Annotated in this window: 19 protein-coding genes; 11 read left to right on the top strand and 8 right to left on the bottom strand. The window is 56.8% G+C overall.

Annotation, left to right across the window (positions count from 1 at the left end; translation table 11 throughout):
- Positions 1-290 precede the first annotated feature (290 nt).
- Positions 291-461, top strand: coding sequence for a YfgG family protein (locus ACOTXD_RS03540; RefSeq protein WP_017383512.1), 171 nt, complete (start codon positions 291-293; stop codon positions 459-461).
- Here ACOTXD_RS03540 and ACOTXD_RS03535 read toward each other — a convergent pair.
- On the bottom strand, positions 458-1348 hold the full coding sequence (locus ACOTXD_RS03535) for a LysR family transcriptional regulator (RefSeq protein ID WP_061856676.1): 891 nt from the start codon (positions 1346-1348) through the stop codon (positions 458-460). The two genes, ACOTXD_RS03540 and ACOTXD_RS03535, sit on opposite strands and share 4 nt — an antisense overlap.
- Before the next feature lie 97 nt (positions 1349-1445).
- On the opposite strand from ACOTXD_RS03535, the gene ACOTXD_RS03530 reads away from it, so the two are divergent.
- From ACOTXD_RS03530 to ACOTXD_RS03520, 3 genes are read left to right on the top strand one after another with little or no spacing between them, the layout of a single operon-like run.
- On the top strand, positions 1446-2675 hold the full coding sequence (locus ACOTXD_RS03530; protein ID WP_061856677.1) for an MFS transporter: 1230 nt from the start codon (positions 1446-1448) through the stop codon (positions 2673-2675).
- A 51-nt stretch (positions 2676-2726) separates the two neighbouring features.
- Positions 2727-3194 carry a DUF6130 family protein gene (locus ACOTXD_RS03525; protein WP_032659741.1) on the top strand — a complete coding sequence of 156 codons (468 nt, stop codon included), beginning with the start codon at positions 2727-2729 and terminating at the stop codon, positions 3192-3194.
- Between the two features lie 10 nt (positions 3195-3204).
- On the top strand, positions 3205-3951 hold the full coding sequence (locus tag ACOTXD_RS03520; RefSeq protein ID WP_023325040.1) for an alpha/beta fold hydrolase: 747 nt from the start codon (positions 3205-3207) through the stop codon (positions 3949-3951).
- Between the two features lie 129 nt (positions 3952-4080).
- On the opposite strand, the gene ACOTXD_RS03515 is transcribed toward ACOTXD_RS03520, so the two are convergent.
- Complete coding sequence (locus ACOTXD_RS03515; RefSeq protein WP_048244626.1) at positions 4081-4917, bottom strand: MipA/OmpV family protein; 837 nt, start codon at positions 4915-4917, stop codon at positions 4081-4083.
- A 203-nt stretch (positions 4918-5120) separates the two neighbouring features.
- Here ACOTXD_RS03515 and ACOTXD_RS03510 point away from each other — a divergent pair, with 203 nt between their 5' ends.
- The 3 genes from ACOTXD_RS03510 (at position 5121) to ACOTXD_RS03500 (ending at position 7833) form a co-directional block, all read left to right on the top strand.
- A complete protein-coding gene (locus ACOTXD_RS03510; protein ID WP_022651566.1) occupies positions 5121-5798 on the top strand; it encodes a response regulator in 678 nt (225 codons plus the stop codon).
- Entirely contained in the window at positions 5798-7186 is a 1389-nt protein-coding gene (locus ACOTXD_RS03505) for a sensor histidine kinase (protein ID WP_061856679.1), read from the top strand. The genes ACOTXD_RS03510 and ACOTXD_RS03505 overlap by 1 nt, the downstream gene beginning before the upstream one ends.
- Positions 7187-7353: 167 nt before the next feature.
- Complete coding sequence (locus ACOTXD_RS03500) at positions 7354-7833, top strand: RrF2 family transcriptional regulator (RefSeq protein WP_003860591.1); 480 nt, start codon at positions 7354-7356, stop codon at positions 7831-7833.
- A 66-nt stretch (positions 7834-7899) separates the two neighbouring features.
- Here the strand turns inward: ACOTXD_RS03500 and oqxB are convergent, their stop codons facing one another.
- Positions 7900-11052, bottom strand: coding sequence for a multidrug efflux RND transporter permease subunit OqxB (gene oqxB / locus ACOTXD_RS03495; protein WP_003860594.1), 3153 nt, complete (start codon positions 11050-11052; stop codon positions 7900-7902).
- A gap of 23 nt (positions 11053-11075) precedes the next feature.
- Positions 11076-12251, bottom strand: coding sequence for an efflux RND transporter periplasmic adaptor subunit (locus ACOTXD_RS03490; RefSeq protein WP_061856680.1), 1176 nt, complete (start codon positions 12249-12251; stop codon positions 11076-11078).
- A 338-nt stretch (positions 12252-12589) separates the two neighbouring features.
- Between ACOTXD_RS03490 and ACOTXD_RS03485 the strand changes: the two genes are divergently transcribed.
- The gene (locus tag ACOTXD_RS03485) at positions 12590-12943 is read left to right on the top strand and encodes a helix-turn-helix domain-containing protein (RefSeq protein WP_022651570.1); all 354 of its coding nucleotides are present in this window, start codon (positions 12590-12592) and stop codon (positions 12941-12943) included.
- A gap of 102 nt (positions 12944-13045) precedes the next feature.
- Here the strand turns inward: ACOTXD_RS03485 and guaA are convergent, their stop codons facing one another.
- Together guaA and guaB are read right to left on the bottom strand one after the other, a co-directional pair.
- On the bottom strand, positions 13046-14623 hold the full coding sequence (gene guaA, locus ACOTXD_RS03480; protein WP_061856681.1) for a glutamine-hydrolyzing GMP synthase: 1578 nt from the start codon (positions 14621-14623) through the stop codon (positions 13046-13048).
- A gap of 67 nt (positions 14624-14690) precedes the next feature.
- Positions 14691-16157, bottom strand: coding sequence for an IMP dehydrogenase (guaB, locus tag ACOTXD_RS03475; protein ID WP_003860601.1), 1467 nt, complete (start codon positions 16155-16157; stop codon positions 14691-14693).
- 159 nt (positions 16158-16316) lie between these two features.
- Between guaB and xseA the strand changes: the two genes are divergently transcribed.
- Genes xseA through ACOTXD_RS03460 form a run of 3 tightly spaced genes read left to right on the top strand, consistent with a single transcriptional unit; the run spans position 16317 to position 19118 of the window.
- A complete protein-coding gene (gene xseA / locus ACOTXD_RS03470; protein ID WP_126501118.1) occupies positions 16317-17690 on the top strand; it encodes an exodeoxyribonuclease VII large subunit in 1374 nt (457 codons plus the stop codon).
- Positions 17691-17748: 58 nt separating this feature from the next.
- A complete protein-coding gene (locus ACOTXD_RS03465; protein ID WP_061856683.1) occupies positions 17749-18768 on the top strand; it encodes a M4 family metallopeptidase in 1020 nt (339 codons plus the stop codon).
- On the top strand, positions 18768-19118 hold the full coding sequence (locus tag ACOTXD_RS03460; protein ID WP_003860606.1) for a protealysin inhibitor emfourin: 351 nt from the start codon (positions 18768-18770) through the stop codon (positions 19116-19118). Before ACOTXD_RS03465 ends, ACOTXD_RS03460 begins: the two co-directional genes overlap by 1 nt.
- Here ACOTXD_RS03460 and ACOTXD_RS03455 read toward each other — a convergent pair.
- Together ACOTXD_RS03455 and ACOTXD_RS03450 are read right to left on the bottom strand one after the other, a co-directional pair.
- Complete coding sequence (locus ACOTXD_RS03455; RefSeq protein WP_003860607.1) at positions 19115-19336, bottom strand: zinc ribbon domain-containing protein; 222 nt, start codon at positions 19334-19336, stop codon at positions 19115-19117. The genes ACOTXD_RS03460 and ACOTXD_RS03455 overlap by 4 nt on opposite strands.
- A 58-nt stretch (positions 19337-19394) precedes the next feature.
- Positions 19395-20936 (bottom strand): peptide MFS transporter, encoded by a 1542-nt coding sequence (locus tag ACOTXD_RS03450; RefSeq protein WP_003860609.1) that lies wholly within the window; start codon positions 20934-20936, stop codon positions 19395-19397.
- Between the last annotated feature and the right edge of the window lie 13 nt (positions 20937-20949).

Here is a 20949-nt window from a genome sequence, read left to right as displayed (position 1 = left end):
AATTCCTGGCAAGCACAGTGGAGGAGGGATTTTAAATATCAACGACGGGATGCGGTTGACCTAAATCAAATTAATTTATCTGAATAAACCTTTCTTACGTTTTTTTTGAATATTTTTCCTGTAATTATCAATGCGATAAATAAAAGCGTTGTTTTTAATAACATAAATTAATGTAAGCATTGACGGTATTTTACATTTCGCCGAATTGACCCAGACTTGCGGCTGTGCCTTAATAGCCGTATCGCCCAAAAGGGTATACTCAGGAAAAGAAAGTGAGTCAGGCTACGCGTATGCGAAAACGACATCGATTTAACACCCGGATGACCCGCATCATACTGCTCATCAGTTTCCTGTTTTTCTTTGGCCGCTTTGTTTATTCCTCCATTGGCGCCTGGTATCACCATCAGGACAAAATTCAGTCGCAGCAATCAGGCCTCGTTGTGGATTCGCCCGAGCGCTAACGTCCATGTTCACGCTGTAACAGCCGAATAATTACCGTCATCCCTTTGCTGAGGATCTTATCCTGACGCATCACTATCGCCAGTTGCCGGTGCAGAACGGGCGTTAACGATTGAACGCGTAATCCCTCCCGGTCGTCGGCATGCTCCACCGCCATTCGCGGCACAATACTGTAGCCCAGCCCTGCACGTACCATGCGTTTGATGGCCTCAATACTGCCAAGCTGCATAACCGGTGAGACGGCTAGTCCGCGGGCTTCAAACCAGCCGTCAATCAACGTTCGCGTACCGCTGCCCGACTCAAACGCAATGAGCGGCTGAGCGTATAAAGAGTCTGGCGTAAACTGCTCCCCTTCTTCCGGCTGAACCTGCGCGCCAATCCAGACAAACTCTTCCTCCATCGCGTGCATAATCGCCAACGTACGACCGCTCGCCGGTAGCGTGACCAGCCCCATATCCAGCCGATTCTCCTCAATCGCCCTGACGATATCTGGCGTATTTCCCGTCGTCACTCCGATCCGTAACAGGGGATACTCCTCACGAAGCTGCTGCAACAGCGCTGGAAGCAGATGAATACAGGCCGTCGCGCCCGTGCCAAGCGTGATGGTGCCGCTCACTTCCTGATTGAATGCGCTAACCGAACGAATTGTCTCCTCAACCGCCAGTTCAAGACGTTCACCGTGCACCCGTAGCGCCTCACCGGCAGCAGTGGCTTTGATTCCACGCCCCGTACGTTCGATCAGCCGCGTCTGAAGAAACTGCTCCAGCTGGCGTATTTGCAGGCTGACGGCGGGCTGGGAAATACCCATTACATCTGCTGCCGCAGAAAAGCTGCCGCGTTGAACGACCAGACGAAAAGTGGCGAGGTGTCCCAGATTGAGCGTCGTCATGCAAAGTTTCTCTTATAGGGTGAATAAGGATACGGCTCTGCCAGCACAATACCGCGCCCTGTATGCTCGGGACAACTGCCTAACGGAATGAAAAATAATGGAAACACCTGCACTCCCTCGCCGTCTTGCGCTCACTGCGGGATGTAATCAACTCATTAACTGGGGGATCTCCTTTTACATGCCGGGAACCTTTGCTCATGCCATTACAGCAGACCGAAGCTGGTCGTCCCCCGAAATCTATCTCGGCCTGACGCTGGCCATGCTGGTTATGGCTATTGTCTCGCCGTTTGTCGCTCCTCTGCTGGCGCGTTTTGGTGGACAAAGGGTGGTAATGAGCGGGACCTTGCTGATCGCCGTAAGCTGTCTGTCAATGGCCTTTACGCCCACACTTTCAGGCTGGTATGGCGCCTGGTTGCTGACCGGCATCGGGATGCGCCTGTCGCTGTATGATGCGCTTTTCTCCGCTCTTGTGAACCTATACGGACCGCAGGCACGCAGGACAATCTCTCGTGTCACCCTGGCAGGCGGGCTGGCGTCCGCTGTCTTTTGGCCGCTGGGAGACGCCTTACTGAACGTGATGGGTTGGCAGGATGCGCTGAAGATCTACGCCCTGTTCGGTCTGCTCAGTGCCCTGCTTCTTCGGCGCTTCCCGCGCCAGCGCTTTACGGTCAAGCCCAAAGCATGTACGCAGGTTTCCCCTCATGACAGGCGTAACGGCTGGCTTTATGCAACCTTCATTGCTCTCATCACCTTCGTCTCTAACGGCACCTCTACCCACCTTCCCGAATTTATCGCCAGCTTCGGCCTGCCGGTCGCCGTCGGCATGCTGTGGGGAATGGGGCAGACCGGTGCACGCCTTATGGAGGTGCTGGCAGGGGCGCGCCTCACTCCGCTAAAACTGACGCTTTTCACTGCGCTCGCCATGCCGCTTTGTTTTCTCATCGGACTGAGCAGCGACATGCTGGCCTGGTGTGCCGCCGGATTTGTGTTCGGCTTTGGTGCCATTAACGGGCTGGTGACTATCGTCAAAGCGACGCTACCCCTGGAACTGTTTAGTACAGAGCGCTATGCCAGCCGCACGGGGCTGCTGCTTATTCCAGGCCAACTGATGGCAGCCGCCTCTCCGTTTGCGTATGCGTGGCTGAATAAGTCGCTGGGTATAACAGGCGGAATGTGGGTTTCCGCAGGACTGACGCTGGTCATTGCGGGGTTCGCAGTGGCGCTCGTGCGCAGCCCAGGCAAACAAACTGTATCGCACTGTATCCCGAGCGCTACGCTGACAAACCGGTACAAAACGCCCGCAGAAGCAAACAGCCCCGATACATAAAAATGGTCTTCTGTATCCCTCGCCATAATAAACTGATGAGGAGAGACACAGATGATTCGTCGATATTTCCTGCTTCCTGTATTTGCGCTGACGTCCTTTGCTGGCGCACTGGCCGCACCGTTAGATGGCCTGAGCGCTGCTGATGTTAATGGCCCGGCCGCCGTATCGCCGCAGGAAAAACCCCAGCCGCCAGCAAAACTGATCGTCGACCCACCGCTGGCGGGACCGCTGAGTAAAGGTGCAGTCTTTATTCAGTACCGCGTCGAAAACCTGCGCATTGAACCTGTATTTGGACCCGACGCGCTGAAAGTCACTCCGCGTATCGGCCATATTCACGTTGTGGTGGATGACGCGCCCTGGCACTGGGCTGATACCAGCGGCGAGCCGGTGATCCTGGTCGGGCTGCCCGCCGGGAAACACAAGGTAACCATCATCGTTGCCGACCCGACGCATAAGCCCATCGACCATAAAACCGTTGAATTCACCGTGCCGCCACACGCCGCGGTTCACCACTTTTAAGGAGCCTGTTATGAAAGCATTGTCTGTATTAACAGCGGCGCTGCTGGCGGTTTCCACCAGCGCGCTGGCAGAGACGAAAGCCAGCGTGGTGCTGGTGCACGGGGCGTTTGCCGACGGCAGCAGCTGGAATAAGGTGATTACCCGGCTGCAAAAACACCATACCGAGGTCATTGCGGTACAACTTCCGCTCACGTCTCTGAAAGATGATGTCGCCGCCACGCAGCGTGCTATCGCCCGGGCTCATGGCGACGTTGTGCTGGTCGGGCACTCCTGGGGCGGGTCGGTAATCAGCGAAGCGGGCAATAATGCGCGGGTGAAGTCTCTGGTTTACGTTGCCGCTTTTGCGCCGGATTCCGGCCAGTCGACCGCAGATCTGGCAGACAGTTATCCTGCTCCGCCAGGGAGCGCCAGCCTCGCTAAAACGTCAGAGGGGTATTTATATCTGCCGACAAAAGCGGTCAGCGAGAATTTTGCCCCTGACGTGAAGGACGTTGAGCGCAGCGTGATTGCCGCGACGCAAAGCCCTATTAAGGCCGATGCGTTTGGGGAGAAAGTCGCGCATGCCGCCTGGCATGACAAACCGAGCTGGTATGTGATCAGCAAAAATGACCGGATGATCAATCCTGAGCTTGAGCGCGCAATGGCGAAGAAAATCAACGCCAACACCACGGAGGTAGCGGCAAGCCATGTATCGATGGTCAGCCAGCCGGACGTCGTTACCCGTACGATTGAACAGGCGTTATCGGGTCAACAGTGATAAAAAAGCCCGCATGATGAACGGTCCGACTTCGGGCCACGCCATCCTGCGGGCTTTATGCACTTCTGGCTCCTGCAACGGGGTTATGTGCGGTTTTGTCACAAACGCGCCTTCCCCCTCTCTTAACCATCAGAAGCTGTACGTCACCTTCAAACTTCCCACAGGAGACGTTTTTCGCTGAACAATTGGGCTATCGCCTGCATCTCCCGTCAGTTGCGTAACGCCAGCTGCGGCAAGCAGGCTCCAGCGGGAGGTGAGCCTATGAGTCCAGTCCAGGTTCAGCGAATACGCATATAGTCCCGATCCGGCATCGTGTCGGGCAAAACCCGATGCGGCCGACTGGGCGGCATTCACCCCGTAATAGGTTTGCACGTACTTACTGGATCCCCAGCTACCGGTCAGCGCCAGCGTTAACGCATTTTTCGGAGATGTATAGAACGGGCTGGCAATGCCGAAATGCACAGCCTCACCATTGTCTCTCTCCGAAACCGGAACCTCTGCCTGCAACTGCACGGTCAGCCAGTCAGTCACCCTGTACCCCAGCCCTGGCACAACGATAGCTGAGCCTTTAATGTCACCCATTCCCAGCAGGTCGTCGCTGCCGGAGGCGATCGAATCGCTGCTTACGTCGCGATCCTTACGTCCAGCGCGATAGCTCAGCGCTGCGTTGTAGTCCAGGTTACCAAAGCTGTTGCCGTAGCCGATCCCCCGCGTGGTGCTGACAAAAAAACCATTTGCCATCGCGTAATCAACCACCTGAGCCGCAGAGACCCGGCTCTTGTCCGAACCGGAATAGCGTGGCGCAACATCCACGCCGCCTCCCAGGGTTAACACGTTGCCCTGGCGCTGATCTGCCGCCAGGGCCGTGGTAGCCAGTAACGCCAGGACGGCCCCCGGCAAGATGCTTTTCATGCTGCGACCGATGCGTGAACGGGGGAAACTATGACGCAGTGTGATGTTTCTCATTAAAGAAGCCCTTTGGATTCAGATAATTGCGATACAAGCGGTGTTAAACGCCAGAGCGCTCATTCTGAATACTCACCCTAAGGTTCTTATGAGCCGTAAATGAAGAAATGCTGAAGCAAGTGAAGGTTCTGTAAACCCTGAAGAATTCCTGATACCGTTTTTTCTTCAGTTGTTCTTCATGCACTGTTGATACAGTTACCAATGTGAAAATTCTACTAATTGAAGACGACCTGGATCTCGGCAATGGCGTACGTATCGCCCTTGCAGATCAAGGATTTGATGTCATATGGGTACGCCGCAAAGAGGATGCGCTGCATCAGCTTGGGATCTGCGTGCCGGAACTTATTTTGCTAGACCTGGGGCTGCCCGATGGCGATGGCATGAGCCTGATGACGCGCCTGCGTCAACAGCTTAAGGGCGTCCCCGTCATCATCCTGACGGCGCGAGGCACGCTACAGGACCGCCTGTGCGGTCTGGATGCAGGCGCAGACGATTATCTGGTCAAACCTTTTGTTCTCGCCGAACTGCTGGCGCGCGTGAGAGCCCTTGCGCGGCGCAGTTACGGTTTTGAAAATGAGGCAATAGAAATTCGCGGTTTGTCGCTTCATATTCCGACGCGTCGCGTAACGGTGAGCGCACGCCACGTTGAGCTGACGGCAAGCGAATATGCGCTGCTTGAAACGTTAATGCTGCGCGCCGATCGCGTGCTTACGCGACGGTATCTGGAAGAAAGGTTATTTGGCACGAAAGAAAACCTCAGCAACGCACTTGATGTGCATATGGGGAACCTGCGGCGAAAAATTGGCGATGGCTTTGTGCGAACGGTGAGAGGCGTTGGGTATGTCATTGATACCGTACCCGTTCAGAAGGCGGCTGGTTGATGCGTAATTTTTGGCACCACCTCAGGCTTCCCACACTGGTCAGGCGAATGCTGGTCGCCCAGATGCTGCTGCTTACGTTGCTCTGGTGTCTCTTTTTAACCTTCATTTTGCTGGAAGACCTGCGTAGTCCTCCCATACTGACGGGCAGTGAGACTTACGAAACCGTTTTTTCCCTGGTAGAGAGCATGGACGATCGCCCGCAGGCGCGTGATGCCGTGCTGGCAGCGTTCAGCAAGGCGCTGCGGGAGGGCTATGGCGGCGGTGAAGACCCGGAGCTGTCCATCAACCTCATTGTTCGCAAGAATAACGAGATTATTTTTTCTTCGGATGGTGCGCCAACGGGGGTAAAAAATAGCCGTCTGGGGGTCATGCAGCATGTCCAGAGTGAGGACCATACATGGACAAGCCGTACCCTCAAATCCGCGCACTCCGACGTGGAGGTCACCCTTTTTACCCCTGCCGGTAGCTGGAATTTCTTTATCTATCTGAACTCGCGCGGCTACTACGTCATGCCGCTGATGATTTGCATCCCTTTTCTTCTGTTCCCCGCGTGGCTGTCCATCCGCATCGCGATGCGCCCCTGGAACAAGGTGGTAGATGAAATTTCATTGCGCACGCCGGACGATCTCTCGCCTTTAAAAGCCGTCCCCAGACACAGAGAGCTTCGCCAGACGGTCGACGCGATTAATGACTTTCTGGCCAGGGTGCGGGAAAGCGCCGAAAGGGAAAAAATGTTTATTGCCGATGCCGCTCACGAACTGCGTACGCCTCTGGCCGCGATGCGGATCAACGTCGAGGCATTGCAGTCCTGGGTCATCAGCGAAAGCCAGCAGGAACTGCTTGCGGGCATTGTTCGCAGCAATAGCCGTGCTGCGCGTCTCGTCAATCAGCTTCTGCTGATGATGCACAGCGAAGCACACATCAGCACGGTGATGTCGCCTGTGCCGCTGACAACGCTTATTCAGGAGCGAATGGCTGCCCTGGAACCGCTGGCGTCCGGACGCAGAATTGAGTTTGAATTCTTCGCCGACGATGAAATCCATGTCGCAGGCATTCGGGAACGTCTGGTGTCGCTGATCGACAATTTAATTGAGAATGCCGTGAAGTACAGCCCTGAGGGTGGACGCATTGAGGTACAACTGCAATCGCGTGATAAGTGCGCTCAGCTGCGCGTCTCAGACGCGGGCCCCGGTATCCCGATTGAACTGCGGGAGCGCGTGTTCGACAGATTTTTCCGCGATCCTAATCAGATCCAAAGCGGGAGTGGACTGGGGCTTGCCATCGTCAAAGCCGTTACGCAGCAACACAACGGCAGGGTCAATCTGAGTACGTCAGCCGAAGGTGGTCTTATGGTGACCGTTGATTTCCCGAATCCGGCGTTCGCATGAACGTAAACCCGGCGCTACACGTCCTGACATGTGTCAGCGCAGCGTTACTTCACGTATGCCGCAGATTGCTTCAATAAAATTACCGTATTTGTTATATTGTTACTTACTGATTATTCACCTCTGCGGTGCCAAAAAGAACAAGATTCACCGCAACCCAGGACAGAAAAATGTTAGATTACCGCTTCCCGACAGCTTTGCAGATGGTTCTCAGCGTAGCGATGGCGGAGCAATCGGGTGAACGTTCGACGAGTGCAATCCTGGCTTACGGCCTGGAAGCGAATCCGAGCTTTATCCGCAAATTAATGGTTCCTCTCGCCCGCGACGGCATTATCGTCTCCACGCTTGGCCGCAACGGCTCTATTCATCTTGGCCGCCCGGCTGAAGAGATCACCCTGCGTGATATCTACCTTTCCGTCACTGAAGATAAAAAGCTGTGGGCGTCCCGTCCTGACGTCCCGGCCCGCTGCGTGGTCAGCGCCAACGCCTGCTGGTACTTCAAATCAATCGCTGATGAAGCGGAGCAGGCTTCGTTAGCGGTTTTAGCGCGCCATACCGTCGCCAGCGCGCTGGAAGAGGTGAAAAAAGCCGATACCAGCGGGTGCGATCCGGTGCCGGAACTCTGTACGCAGCATAAAAAAGCGCCTTAATCCTGACAGACTGCGAAAAAAAAGCCGCCTTCATTGTGAAGGCGGCTTTTTGCTATCTGCTACGTCCTACGCAGGCAACACCTCTCTTTCCGCTTTGCCGCGCGTCACGAACTTACGCAGCGTCACGTAAAAGACCGGCGTCAGGAACAGACCAAACAGCGTCACGCCCAGCATCCCGGAGAAGACGGTGATCCCGGTGACGCCGCGCACTTCTGCCCCTGCCCCGTGACCAAGGATCAGTGGAATAGTCCCGGCAATAAAGGCGATAGAAGTCATTACAATCGGGCGTAAACGCAGGCGGCACGCCTCCAGCGCAGCCTCCATGATGCCTTTGCCCTGAATTTCCAGCTCGCGGGCAAACTCCACGATAAGTATCGCGTTTTTACAGGCCAGCCCCATCAGCACAACCAGCCCTACCTGCACGAAGACGTTGTTATCGCCCCCGGTCAGCCAGACGCCGAACAGCGCGGAGAGCATCGTCATCGGCACGATGAGGATCACCGCCAGCGGCAGCGTCCAGCTTTCATACAGCGCCGCCAGCACCAGGAACGCCAGCAGCACTGCGACCGGGAAGACGATCAGCGCCGTGTTGCCCTGGGTGGCCTGCTGGAAGCTCAGGTCCGTCCATTCAATATTCATCCCGTTCGGCAGGATCTGCTTAGACATAGCGTCCAGCTGCGTCATCGCCTGCGCGGAAGAGAGCACGCGCGGGTCGGCATCACCAATCAGATCCGCCGCCGGGTAGCCGTTGTAGCGGATCACCGGGTCCGGACCGTAGGTGGTCGTGATGTTCACCATACTGCCAATCGGCACCATTTCGCCCTGGCTGTTGCGGGTACGCAGATTCGCAATATCTTCCACGCTGTCGCGGAACTGCCCGTCGGCCTGCGCCATCACGCGCCAGGTACGCCCGAACTGGTTGAAATCATTGACGTACGACGAGCCCAGATAGGTTTGCAGCGTCCCGAAGAGATCGGTCAGCGACACGCCCTGCGCTTTCGCCTTATCGCGGTCAACCTGGACGTCCAACTGCGGCACGTTAGCCTGGTAGGTTGAGATGGGGAAATGCATCCCCGGCGTCTGCATAATCGCCCCGGACATGGTGTTCACCGCGTTTTGCAGCGCGCCATAGCCCAGACCAGCGCGATCCTGTATGTACAGCGAATAGCCCGACCCCTGACCCAGCCCTAAAATCGGCGGCGGCAGAATCGAGAAGCCAAAGCCCTGCTGGATTTGCGCGATTTTCGCGTTGATCTCCGCGTTAATTTCCGCCGCGGAATGTTTACGCTGGTCGAACGGCTTCAGGCCAAAAAAGACCGTCCCGGTGTTCGGCGTATTGGTGAACTGGAGCGCATTCAGGCCAGGAAACGCGACCGCATAATCCACGCCTTCGGTATTCATCCCGATTTCGCTCATTTTGCGGATCACCGCATCGGTACGCGCCAGCGACGAGCCTTCCGGCATTTTCACGCCGCCAATCAGGTACAGCTTATCCTGCGTCGGAATAAACCCGCCGGGAACGGCTTTAAACATCACCCCCGCAGCGCAAAGCAGCAGCAAATAAACCACAAACACCGCCCCGCGTCGGCCGAGCGTTTTGCTCACCAGCCCCTGATAGCCAGTCGAGCTGCGGTGGAAAAAGCGGTTAAACGGACGGAAAATCCAGCCGAACAGACGATCGATAAGCCGGGTCGGGAAATCTTTCGGGGCGCCATGCGGCTTCAACAGCAGCGCGGCCAGCGCTGGCGAGAGCGTCAGCGAGTTGATGGCGGAGATCACCGTGGAAATGGCTATCGTTACCGCAAACTGTTTGTAAAACTGACCGGTCACGCCGGAGAGGAACGCCATCGGAACGAATACCGCACAGAGCACCAGCGCAATGGCAATAATCGGCCCGGACACCTCACGCATCGCCTGATGCGCTGCCGCAAGTGGGGCGAGCCCCTCTTCGATATTTCGTTCGACGTTTTCCACTACCACGATGGCATCGTCCACTACGATACCAATCGCCAGCACCAGCCCGAATAGACTCAGGGTATTCAGCGAAAAGCCCAGCAGGTAGAGAATACTGAAGGTACCCACTACCGATACCGGCACCGCAATCAGCGGGATAATCGACGCGCGCCATGTTTGCAGGAACAGGATCACCACCAGCACGACCAGCACCACCGCTTCCAGCAGCGTTTGCACCACCGCGCGGATCGAGTCGCGTACAAATACCGTCGGGTCGTAAGGCGCCGCCCATTTCATATCGTCCGGGAATCGCGTCGACAGTTCGTCCATTTTGGCGCGCACCGCGTTAGACAGATCGATGGCGTTCGCCCCAGGAGACTGGAAGATACCAATCCCGACCGCATCTTTATTGTTCAGCTGGGAACGCAGGGCATAGCTCCCGGAACCCATTTCAATCCGCGCCACATCGCGCAGGCGGACGACCGTACCATCCTGCGTTGTTTTCAGGACAATATTGCCAAACTCTTCTTCGGTATGCAGGCGGCCCTGGGCGTTAATGGAGATCAGGAAGTCACTCTCTTTCGGCAGCGGCTCGGCGCCAAGTTGCCCGGCAGACACCTGCACGTTCTGCTCCTGCATCGCCGTCACTACGTCCGAAGCGGTCAGACCGCGGGCAGCCACCTTGTTCGGATCCAGCCAGACGCGCATCGCGTATTCACCCGAGCCAAAAATCTGGATCTGACCCACGCCGGGCAGACGCGCCAGCTCGTCCTTCACCTTCAGCGTGGCGTAGTTACGCATATACAGTGAATCGTACTTACCACCAGGCGAAAACAGATGCACCACCAGCGTCAGCGTTGGCGACTGTTTCTGAGTCGTGATGCCCAAACGCCGCACGTCTTCCGGCAGACGCGCCTCGGCCTGCGCGACGCGGTTTTGCACCTGAACCTGCGCCTGATCCGGGTCAGTCCCCGGACGGAAGGTCACGGTGGTCACCAGCACGCCGTCCGAGCCCGCGACGGATTTCATGTACATCATGTTTTCAACGCCGTTGATCGCCTCTTCCAGCGGTGTTGCCACGGTCTCAGCAATCACTTTCGGGTTGGCGCCCGGATACTCGGCGCGCACCTGCACGCTTGGCGGCACGACGTCAGGGTATTCGCTCACCGGCAGCAGCGGGATAGCGATTAATCCTGTGATAAAAATCAGAATCGACAGTACGGCGGCAAAAATCGGCCTGTCGATGAAAAAGCGGGAAAAGTCCATGGATTGGATTCTCAGGTAAGGGATCAGTTGAGGGCGGCGCTGGCGGTCATGGCAACGGTTTTTGCATTAACCGGCATACCCGGCATAAACACTTTTTGTAAACCATCGACGATGACTTTATCCCCGGGATTCAGCCCCTGCTGTACGATACGTAAACCGTCGGCCAGACGCCCGGGCGTGATGTCGCGGCGCTGCGCTTTTCCGTCTTTATCCACGATATAGACGTATTTACGATCCTGATCGGTCAGCACCGCCTTATCGTCAACAAGCGTGGCTTTAAATTCCGCACTGCCCGGCAGGCGTACGCGGGCAAACAGTCCCGGCGTGAACTGACGCTGTGAGTTATCCAGCAGCGCGCGCATGCGGATGGTCCCGGTGCTCGGCGTGAGCTGGTTATCCAGGAAATCCACTTTGCCCTGATGGGGATAGCCCTCCTCGCCCGTCAGGCCAATCTCAACCGGCAGCGCCGTGTGATTGCTGGACGCCCCCTGCCCGCTGCGGGCCAGTTTCTGATAGTGAAGGTAGGTTGACTCGTCCACGTCAAAGTAGACGTACACCGTCTTCTGCGAGACCAGCGTGGTGAGGACGCTGGCGGTATCGCCCGCAGTCACCAGGTTCCCGCTGGTGATCAGCGCCCGGCTGGCGCGACCGTCGATAGGCGCGGTCACTTTGGTGAAGTCAAGGTTAAGTTGCGCAGCGTCAACCGCCGCCTGCGCGGCGCGAATGTCGGCCTGCGCCTGAACGGCAGCCGAGCGACGCTGCTCCCACTCTTCCCGTGAGACCAGATGGGTATTGATCAACTTATCGGTACGGTTGGCTTCACTTTGCGCGAGGCTGGCCTGCGTTTTGGCTCTTGCCAGGTTCGCCTGCGCCTGTTCCAGCGCGGCGCGATAGGTTCGGTCATCGATGGTGAACAGCACCTCGCCCTTCTTCACTTCCTGGCCGTCGGTGTAATTCACCTTATCAATGTAGCCGGACACGCGCGGACGCAGCTGAACGCTTTCCACCGCTTCAATGCGACCGTTAAAGCTGTCCCACTGGCTAATGGATTTCACCACCACGTCAGCAGCGCTGACAACGGGCGCTTGCGGCGCGGCATTTTGCGCGACGCTGTCATCGCACCCGACGAGAAGCACGGAGAGTAAAACCACCCCCATCGCGCTCAGATGAAAGTTACCCCAGGTTTTTTGCAGGCTCATTATTTTTATTCCGGTTATTGTAGCCGCCGGGCAAGACGCAGCGGGAGACGCCGCGCCACTTCCTTTGTCCGGTAGCTGGCTTAAGGCCATTTGTGTCGTTCATCGCCACAAAACTGTAACAGTTGCGAATACACTATTCGCGGCGATTGTAGGAAGGCGCTTAACTAAGTGCAAGAATAATTGTTGCACTTTATGTGCTATTTGCGGCAAAGGTAAATCACGTGTTTTGAACAGGGATTTAAATGCAACAATAAAACTTGCAATTAATGTAAAAACGGGTCACCTTTAAGTGCAACAAACAAAGATGCTTTTTAATGCTTGGCGTAGGGGGAAGCAAGATGAACACGGGTGCATTCATTCACGATTTACTCGACTGGATCGACAACAACCTCGATAGCCGTCTGGACATTGAAACCGTCTCCAGGCGAGCCGGCTATTCGAAATGGCACCTCCAGCGGCTTTTCAAAGAACATACCGGCTCCCCTCTCGCCGAATATATTCGCGCGCAAAAGCTGCAAAAATCGGTTGAGCGCTTAGCCCACAGCGATGAACCGATTCTGAACGTGGCGATCGCGCTGGGCTTTGACTCTCAGCAGTCCTTCAATCGCAGCTTTAAGCGTCAGTATGGTCAGGCGCCAGGGGCATGGCGACGCAGTATCGGCTGCCGTGGATCCCGGCAGATGAGCCAGTAGCTCACGTCCCGTTCGGATATCAGCTACAAAAGAAAAACCCTCTGTAAACAGAGGGTTTTATCAGTCTTACCTGCTTATAACTTCGCAGGAAAGGTTATGGGCTTACTCCCACTCGATCGTCGCCGGTGGCTTGCCGCTGATGTCATACACGACACGCGATATGCCATTGACTTCATTGATTATTCTGTTAGACACGCGGCCTAAGAAGTCATACGGCAGGTGCGCCCAGTGCGCGGTCATGAAGTCGATGGTTTCCACCGCACGCAGGGAAACAACCCAGTCGTACTTACGGCCATCGCCCATCACGCCGACGGAGCGTACCGGCAGGAACACGGTGAACGCCTGGCTCACTTTGTTGTACAGGTCAGCTTTGTGGAGCTCTTCGATGAAGATCGCGTCCGCGCGACGCAGCAGGTCGCAGTACTCTTTCTTCACTTCGCCCAGCACGCGTACGCCGAGGCCCGGGCCCGGGAATGGGTGACGGTAGAGCATGTCGTACGGCAGCCCCAGCTCCAGACCGATTTTACGCACTTCGTCTTTGAACAGCTCACGCAGCGGTTCCACCAGACCCATCTTCATCTCTTTCGGCAGGCCGCCCACGTTGTGGTGAGATTTGATAACGTGCGCTTTACCGGTTGCGGAGGCCGCAGACTCGATCACGTCAGGGTAGATAGTGCCCTGCGCCAGCCATTTCACGTCTTCCAGCTTCAGCGCTTCTTCGTCGAACACTTCCACGAACACGCGACCGATGATCTTACGTTTCGCTTCCGGATCGTTCTCGCCTTTCAGCGCGTCCAGGAAACGCTGCTCGCCTTCCACGTGAACGATGTTCAGACCGAAGTGGTCGCCAAACATGTCCATAACCTGCTTCGCTTCGTTCAGGCGCAGCAGGCCGTTATCCACGAAGACACAGGTCAGGTTTTTGCCGATGGCGCGGTGCAGCAGCATCGCGGTCACAGAGGAGTCCACGCCACCGGAGAGGCCGAGGATCACTTTGTCATCGCCAACCTGCTGGCGGATACGCTCCACGGCGTCGTCGATGATTTTTGCCGGGGTCCACAGGGCTTCACACTGGCAGATGTCACGCACGAAGCGCTCCAGCATGCGCATACCCTGACGGGTGTGGGTCACTTCCGGGTGGAACTGCACGCCGTAGAAACGTTTTTCTTCGTTCGCCATGATGGCGAACGGGCAGCTTTCGGTGCTGGCAACGGTCACGAAGTCGGATGGGATGGCGGTGACTTTGTCGCCGTGGCTCATCCACACGTCCAGCAGCGGCTTGCCGTCTGCGGTCAGGGAGTCTTCGATACCGCGCACCAGCGCGCTGTCGGTGACAACTTCAACCTGTGCGTAGCCGAACTCACGCTCGTTAGAGCCTTCTACGTGGCCGCCCAGCTGCATCGCCATGGTCTGCATACCGTAGCAAACGCCGAACACCGGTACGCCCGCTTCGAACACGTACTGCGGCGCGCGCGGGCTGTTCTCTTCGGTGGTGCTTTCCGGGCCGCCGGACAGGATGATGCCGCTTGGATTGAATTCGCGAATCTGTGCTTTCGTGACATCCCACGCCCACAGCTCACAGTAAACGCCCAGCTCACGCACGCGGCGCGCCACCAGCTGAGTGTACTGAGAACCAAAGTCCAGGATGAGAATGCGATGTTTATGAATGTTTTCCGTCATTGACGCTAATTCCGAGGCAAGTGAAACAAAACAAAGCGCCCGGCATTGAGCCGGGCGCGGAAATTTATCAGGAGCCCAGACGGTAGTTCGGGGACTCTTTGGTGATCGTCACGTCGTGAACGTGGCTCTCCTGGATACCCGCACCGCTGATGCGTACGAATTCCGCTTTGGTACGCAGCAGGTCAATGGTACCACAGCCGGTCAGACCCATACAGGAGCGCAGGCCGCCCATCTGCTGGTGAATGATCTCTTTCAGGCGGCCTTTATACGCCACGCGACCTTCGATACCTTCCGGTACCAGTTTGTCAGCAGCGTTATCGGTCTGGAAGTAACGGTCGGAGGAACCTTTGGACATCGCGCCCAGGGAGCCCATACCGCGGTAGGATTTATAAGAACGCCCCTGGTAGAGTTCGATTTCACCCGGAGATTCTTCGGTACCGGCCAGCATGGAGCCCACCATCACGGCTGCGGCACCTGCGGCGATCGCTTTGGCGATGTCACCAGAGAAGCGGATACCGCCGTCAGCGATAACCGGAATGCCGGTGCCTTCCAGCGCTTCAACCGCGTCAGAAACCGCCGTGATCTGCGGCACGCCTACGCCAGTGACGATACGGGTGGTACAGATAGAGCCAGGGCCGATACCCACTTTCACCGCGCTGCAACCCGCTTCCGCCAGCGCGCGAGCGCCTGCGCCTGTTGCCACGTTACCGCCGATAATCTGGAGATCCGGGTATTTAGCACGGGTTTCACGAATACGTTGCAGAACGCCTTCGGAGTGGCCGTGGGAGGAGTCAATCAGCAGCACGTCAACGCCTGCGGCAACCAGCGCGTCAACGCGCTCTTCGTTACCTGCGCCCGCGCCAACCGCAGCGCCGACGCGCAGACGGCCATGCTCGTCTTTACAGGCGTTCGGTTTACGCTCTGCTTTCTGGAAATCTTTAACGGTGATCATGCCGCGCAGGTGGAAGTTCGCGTCCACAACCAGCGCTTTCTCAACGCGTTTTTCGTGCATTTTCGCCAGCACCACGTCGCGGGTTTCGCCTTCACGCACGGTCACCAGACGCTCTTTTGGCGTCATGTAGACGCTTACAGGCTGGTTCAGGTCAGTCACGAAACGCACGTCACGACCGGTAATGATGCCGACCAGTTCGTTGTCTTCAGTGACTACCGGGTAGCCTGCAAAGCCGTTACGCTCGGTCAGGGCTTTCACTTCGTGCAGCGTGGTGGTTGGCAGAACGGTCTGAGGATCGGACACGATACCGGATTCATGCTTCTTCACGCGGCGAACTTCTTCCGCCTGACGCTCGATAGACATGTTTTTGTGGATAAAGCCAATGCCGCCTTCCTGTGCCAGGGCGATAGCCAGACGCGCTTCAGTCACGGTGTCCATTGCTGCGGAGAGCATAGGAATGTTCAGACGAATGGTTTTCGTCAACTGCGTGCTGAGGTCGGCAGTATTCGGCAGAACGGTGGAGTGAGCGGGAACGAGGAGGACGTCGTCAAACGTCAGTGCTTCTTTAGCGATACGTAGCATGGGCAATATCTCTGACCTGGGTGGTTAAATATTGCCGTGGCATTATACAGAGCGTAACCGATTGCATCCACACTTTTTTGAAAAAAATGCTTGCGCTCACCTCTCAGCAGGTTACTATCGACTGAATAACTTGCTGATTTAGAATTTGATCCCGCTCACATGTTATCCTCTCAATCCCCCTCAATCTATACTGTCAGCCGCCTTAATCAGACGGTGCGTTTGCTGCTTGAGCAGGAAATGGGACAGGTCTGGATCAGCGGTGAAATCTCTAACTTCACGCAGCCTGCTTCCGGTCACTGGTACTTTACGCTGAAAGACGACACCGCTCAGGTGCGCTGCGCGATGTTCCGCAACAGCAACCGTCGCGTGACGTTCCGTCCTCAGCATGGCCAGCAGGTTCTGGTTCGCGCCAACATTACCCTGTATGAGCCGCGCGGCGATTATCAGATTATCGTCGAGAGCATGCAGCCCGCCGGTGAAGGCTTGCTGCAACAGAAGTACGAGCAGCTAAAAGCCATGCTTTCGGCTGAGGGATTGTTCGACCAGCAGTTTAAAAAACCCCTTCCCTCACCAGCCCACTGCGTTGGGGTTATCACGTCGAAAACCGGTGCGGCCCTGCACGATATTTTGCACGTCCTTAAGCGCCGTGATCCTTCCCTGCCCGTCATTATCTACCCGACTGCCGTTCAGGGTGACGATGCGCCGGGGCAGATCGTGCGCGCCATTGAGCTGGCGAATGCGCGTCAGGAGTGTGATGTCCTGATCGTCGGGCGCGGCGGCGGCTCGCTGGAAGACCTGTGGAGCTTTAACGACGAGCGCGTGGCGCGGGCAATCTTTGCCAGCCTTATCCCGGTGGTGAGCGCCGTCGGTCACGAAACGGATGTGACGATTGCCGATTTTGTCGCGGATTTACGCGCGCCCACGCCGTCCGCGGCGGCAGAGGTAGTCAGCCGTAACCAGCAGGAGCTGCTGCGTCAGATCCAGAACGGGCAGCAGCGCCTGGAGATGGCGATGGACTACTTCCTCGCCAACCGTACCCGCCGCTTTACCCAGCTTCACCATCGTCTGCAACAGCAGCATCCGCAATTGCGTCTGGCGCGTCAGCAAACCGTGCTGGAACGTCTGCGTCAGCGGATGAACTTCGCGCTGGATAACCAGCTTAAGCGGGCGGTATCTCGCCAGCAGCGCGTCACGCAGCGTCTGAACCAGCAAAACCCGCAGCCGAATATTTATCGAGCACAAACGCGTATCCAGCAGCTTGAGTATCGCCTCGCGGAAAATATCCGCTCACGCCTGAGCGCCACCCGCGAGCGTTTTGGCAATGCGGTCACCCATCTGGAAGCCGTCAGCCCGCTCTCCACGCTGGCCCGCGGCTATAGTGTGACCACGGCGACGGACGGCAAAGTGCTGAAGCAGACGAAACAGGTCAAAACCGGGGATGTACTCACCACCCGGCTTTCTGACGGCTGGGTCGAGAGTGAGGTGAAAGAGATCAAACCGGTGAAAAAAAAGCGCCAGCGTAAAAGCGGATAAATCTTCGCCGGTTACAAACTATACTGCTGCTATTGCCTTTTTTGATAAGGAGAGCAGCATGTCCCATCTTCATAGCGTCATCCCTCCGTATATTCTTCGTCGTATTATCGAAAGCGGTTCAGAGCCCCAGCAGCGCTGCGCCCGTCAGACATTAACCCATGTGCAAACCCTGATGGCGCATATGCCGGGTAAACCCGCCGCGCCGCATGTGAATAAAGCCGGTCAGCTTGAGCGTGACATCTACGATGCGAAACAGACCCAGGAGCTGCCGGGTAGCCAGGTGCGCTATGAAGGCCAGCCCTCCAACGCCGATGTGGCGGTGGATGAAGCGTACGATTATCTGGGGATCACCCATGATTTCTTCTGGAAGGAGTATCAGCGGGATTCGCTCGATAATAAGGGGCTGATCCTGACCGGCACCGTGCATTACGGCCGTGAGTATCAAAACGCCTTCTGGAACGGCCAGCAGATGGTCTTTGGCGATGGCGACGGGGAAATCTTCAACCGCTTCACCATTGCCATCGACGTGGTGGCGCATGAGCTGAGCCACGGTGTGACGGAGACCGAAGCCGGGCTCATTTACTTTGAACAATCTGGCGCGCTGAACGAGTCGTTATCCGACGTGTTTGGTTCGCTGGTGAAGCAATACTATCTTAAGCAAACCGCCGACCAGGCAGACTGGCTGATTGGCGAAGGGCTGCTGGCAGCGGGGATTAACGGCAAAGGGCTGCGCTCAATGTCTGAACCCGGCACCGCCTACGACGATCCCCTCCTTGGCAAAGACCCGCAGCCCGCGCACATGAAAGATTTTATCAAAACGCGCGAGGATAACGGCGGCGTACACCTTAACTCTGGCATCCCCAACCGGGCGTTTTACCTGGCCGCAACGGCAATCGGTGGCTACGCCTGGGAAAAAGCGGGTTATGCCTGGTACGACACGGTTTGCGATCGCAACCTGGCGCAGGATGCGGATTTTGACGCTTTCGCAAAACTGACGATCGCCCACGGCGAGAAGCGTTCGGGGGGTGACGTTGGGGCGGCCATTAAACAAGCCTGGGAACAGGTGGGAGTACTGTAATGCAGGTACCGGAACTGACGGATGACGCCGTGGTTGAGCTGGCCCGGGAAGGCGGCGTCGCCTTTATTCCTAAGCTGAGCGGTCAGCGCACGATCGCCCTCTCCACGCTCAACGAGGCACAGCGTCAGCGCGTGGTGAATATTCTGGAACAGGCTATCCCGCGCGGACAGCCACCGGGCCAGGCGTCGTCTCCGGGCAGCGGCGATCAGCGCTATTTTCGCATTCAGATAATCTGGACCCGGCACAATCAGGCGCAGTATACCGATATTATTGTGCTGGTTCCGGAGCAGGAAGCGCCGGAATCGCTGATCGAGCTATGGCAAAAAGGAGAAGGCTGCGTGTGCGATTAAGCCCCAGCCCTGACGAACTCGACGCGTTTTTTTGAGATCAGCCCGTGGCCGTTCTGACAGAAGTAATCCACCGCGCCGCAGGCCTTGAGTACCTGAAGCGGCTGATGGCAGTCAGGGCAGCGCGCTTCGAGGGGAATATCTTTATTGCAGCTGTCGCAGTGCGCGATACCGTTTTGCGGCTCGAGCGCTGCGTGGCAATCCGGACAGGTAATCGACATGCTCTCTCCTGTTGAGTTGGGCCGGGACAGGACAACTGCCCCGGCAGACTGAATAGTATCAGGCTTCGGTAGCCGGTTTAGTTTGCGCATTTTCCAGCATGCGACGTACCGGAACAATGAGGACGATCAGCACCGCAGCACAAATCAGCAGCGCGATGGAGCAACGGGCAAAGAGGTCTGGCAACATATCCAGCTGGTCAGCCTTCACGTGACCGCCAATCAGCCCCGCAGCCAGGTTACCCAGCGCACTGGCGCAGAACCACAGGCCCATCATCTGGCCGCGCATTCTTTCCGGCGCCAGCAGGGTCATGGTCGCCAGACCAATCGGACTCAGGCACAGTTCCCCGAGCGTCAGCATCAGGATACTGCCCACCAGCCAGAACGGAGAAACCCCTGCCCCACCGTTGCTCAGTACGTTCTGCGCCGCCAGCATCATCAGGCCAAAGCCCGCCGCTGCACACAGAATACCGATCACGAACTTGGTGATGCTGCTCGGACGAATGTTTTTGCTCGCCAGCTTCGGCCATGCCCAGCTAAATACCGGGGCCAGCAGAATGATGAACAGGGCATTAATCGACTGGAACCACACCGCCGGGATCTCAAAATCACCGATCATGCGGTTAGTGTAGTCGTTGGCGAACAGGTTGAAGGAGGTTGGCTTCTGCTCGAACGCGGACCAGAAGAACGCGGCGGAGACCAGCAGAATAAAGCACACCAGCAGCCTTGCGCGCTCTTTGCGATTCAGCCCGGCGAAGATGAACAGATAGATGAAGTAGAGCGCGACGGAGGCGGCAATAACATACACCAGCACGCTGGCGACCGCGACCGGATTAATCACAATCACGCCCTGGGCAATCAACGTAACGATGATTGCAACACCCACAGCCAGCGCCAGCAGCCAGGCGCCCACGCCGTTACGTTTCACTACCGGACTGTTCCAGGTGGAGTCCAGACCGACTTCGCTGTCGTAACGCTTCATGGCCGGAACGGCAAACACGCGGAAGATAATCAGGGCGACCAGCATCCCAATACCACCGATACCAAAGCCCCAGTGCCAGCCGTGGGTTTTAATCAGCCAGCCGGAAATCAGAGGGGCAATGAACGAGCCCATGTTGATGCCCATATAGAACAGCGAGAAACCGCCGTCACGACGCGCATCGCCCTTTTTGTACAGTGTCCCCACCATGACCGAGATACAGGTCTTGAACAGGCCGGAGCCGAGCACGATAAACATCAGGCCGATGAAGAACAGGTTGTCGCCCATGATGGCCGACAGGGCAATCGACAGGTGCCCAAGCGCAATCAAAATCGAACCGTACCAGACGGCCCGCTGCTGGCCGAGCCAGTTATCCGCCAGCCAGCCGCCCGGCAGCGCGGCGAGGTACATGGTGCCTGCAAAAATACCGACAATCGCCGAGGCGTTTTCACGCGCCAGGCCCATTCCGCCGTCATACACGGTGGCGGCCATAAACAGGATCAGTAGCGGGCGAATACCGTAAAACGAGAAACGCTCCCACATCTCGGTGAAGAACAGCGAACCGAGCGGATAAGGATGGCCGAAGAAGGTTCGGCTCTCTTTTTGATTAACAGAGGATTGCATAATTCTCCCGAAA

The organism is Enterobacter cloacae complex sp. CDL013, from assembly GCF_049238805.1.
Classification (GTDB): Bacteria; Pseudomonadota; Gammaproteobacteria; order Enterobacterales; family Enterobacteriaceae; genus Enterobacter; species Enterobacter hormaechei_C.
This window is presented reverse-complemented; position numbering and strand designations above follow the sequence as displayed.

Bases quoted from the DNA above. Each gene is read 5' to 3' on its own strand.
- ACOTXD_RS03540 (WP_017383512.1), top strand. From the start codon at position 291: ATGCGAAAACGACATCGATTTAACACCCGGATGACCCGCATCATACTG.
- ACOTXD_RS03535 (WP_061856676.1), bottom strand. From the start codon at position 1,348: ATGACGACGCTCAATCTGGGACACCTCGCCACTTTTCGTCTGGTCGTT.
- ACOTXD_RS03530 (WP_061856677.1), top strand. From the start codon at position 1,446: ATGGAAACACCTGCACTCCCTCGCCGTCTTGCGCTCACTGCGGGATGT.
- ACOTXD_RS03525 (WP_032659741.1), top strand. From the start codon at position 2,727: ATGATTCGTCGATATTTCCTGCTTCCTGTATTTGCGCTGACGTCCTTT.
- ACOTXD_RS03520 (WP_023325040.1), top strand. From the start codon at position 3,205: ATGAAAGCATTGTCTGTATTAACAGCGGCGCTGCTGGCGGTTTCCACC.
- ACOTXD_RS03515 (WP_048244626.1), bottom strand. From the start codon at position 4,917: ATGAGAAACATCACACTGCGTCATAGTTTCCCCCGTTCACGCATCGGT.
- ACOTXD_RS03505 (WP_061856679.1), top strand. From the start codon at position 5,798: ATGCGTAATTTTTGGCACCACCTCAGGCTTCCCACACTGGTCAGGCGA.
- ACOTXD_RS03500 (WP_003860591.1), top strand. From the start codon at position 7,354: ATGTTAGATTACCGCTTCCCGACAGCTTTGCAGATGGTTCTCAGCGTA.
- oqxB (WP_003860594.1), bottom strand. From the start codon at position 11,052: ATGGACTTTTCCCGCTTTTTCATCGACAGGCCGATTTTTGCCGCCGTA.
- ACOTXD_RS03490 (WP_061856680.1), bottom strand. From the start codon at position 12,251: ATGAGCCTGCAAAAAACCTGGGGTAACTTTCATCTGAGCGCGATGGGG.
- ACOTXD_RS03485 (WP_022651570.1), top strand. From the start codon at position 12,590: ATGAACACGGGTGCATTCATTCACGATTTACTCGACTGGATCGACAAC.
- guaA (WP_061856681.1), bottom strand. From the start codon at position 14,623: ATGACGGAAAACATTCATAAACATCGCATTCTCATCCTGGACTTTGGT.
- guaB (WP_003860601.1), bottom strand. From the start codon at position 16,157: ATGCTACGTATCGCTAAAGAAGCACTGACGTTTGACGACGTCCTCCTC.
- xseA (WP_126501118.1), top strand. From the start codon at position 16,317: ATGTTATCCTCTCAATCCCCCTCAATCTATACTGTCAGCCGCCTTAAT.
- ACOTXD_RS03465 (WP_061856683.1), top strand. From the start codon at position 17,749: ATGTCCCATCTTCATAGCGTCATCCCTCCGTATATTCTTCGTCGTATT.
- ACOTXD_RS03460 (WP_003860606.1), top strand. From the start codon at position 18,768: ATGCAGGTACCGGAACTGACGGATGACGCCGTGGTTGAGCTGGCCCGG.
- ACOTXD_RS03455 (WP_003860607.1), bottom strand. From the start codon at position 19,336: ATGTCGATTACCTGTCCGGATTGCCACGCAGCGCTCGAGCCGCAAAAC.
- ACOTXD_RS03450 (WP_003860609.1), bottom strand. From the start codon at position 20,936: ATGCAATCCTCTGTTAATCAAAAAGAGAGCCGAACCTTCTTCGGCCAT.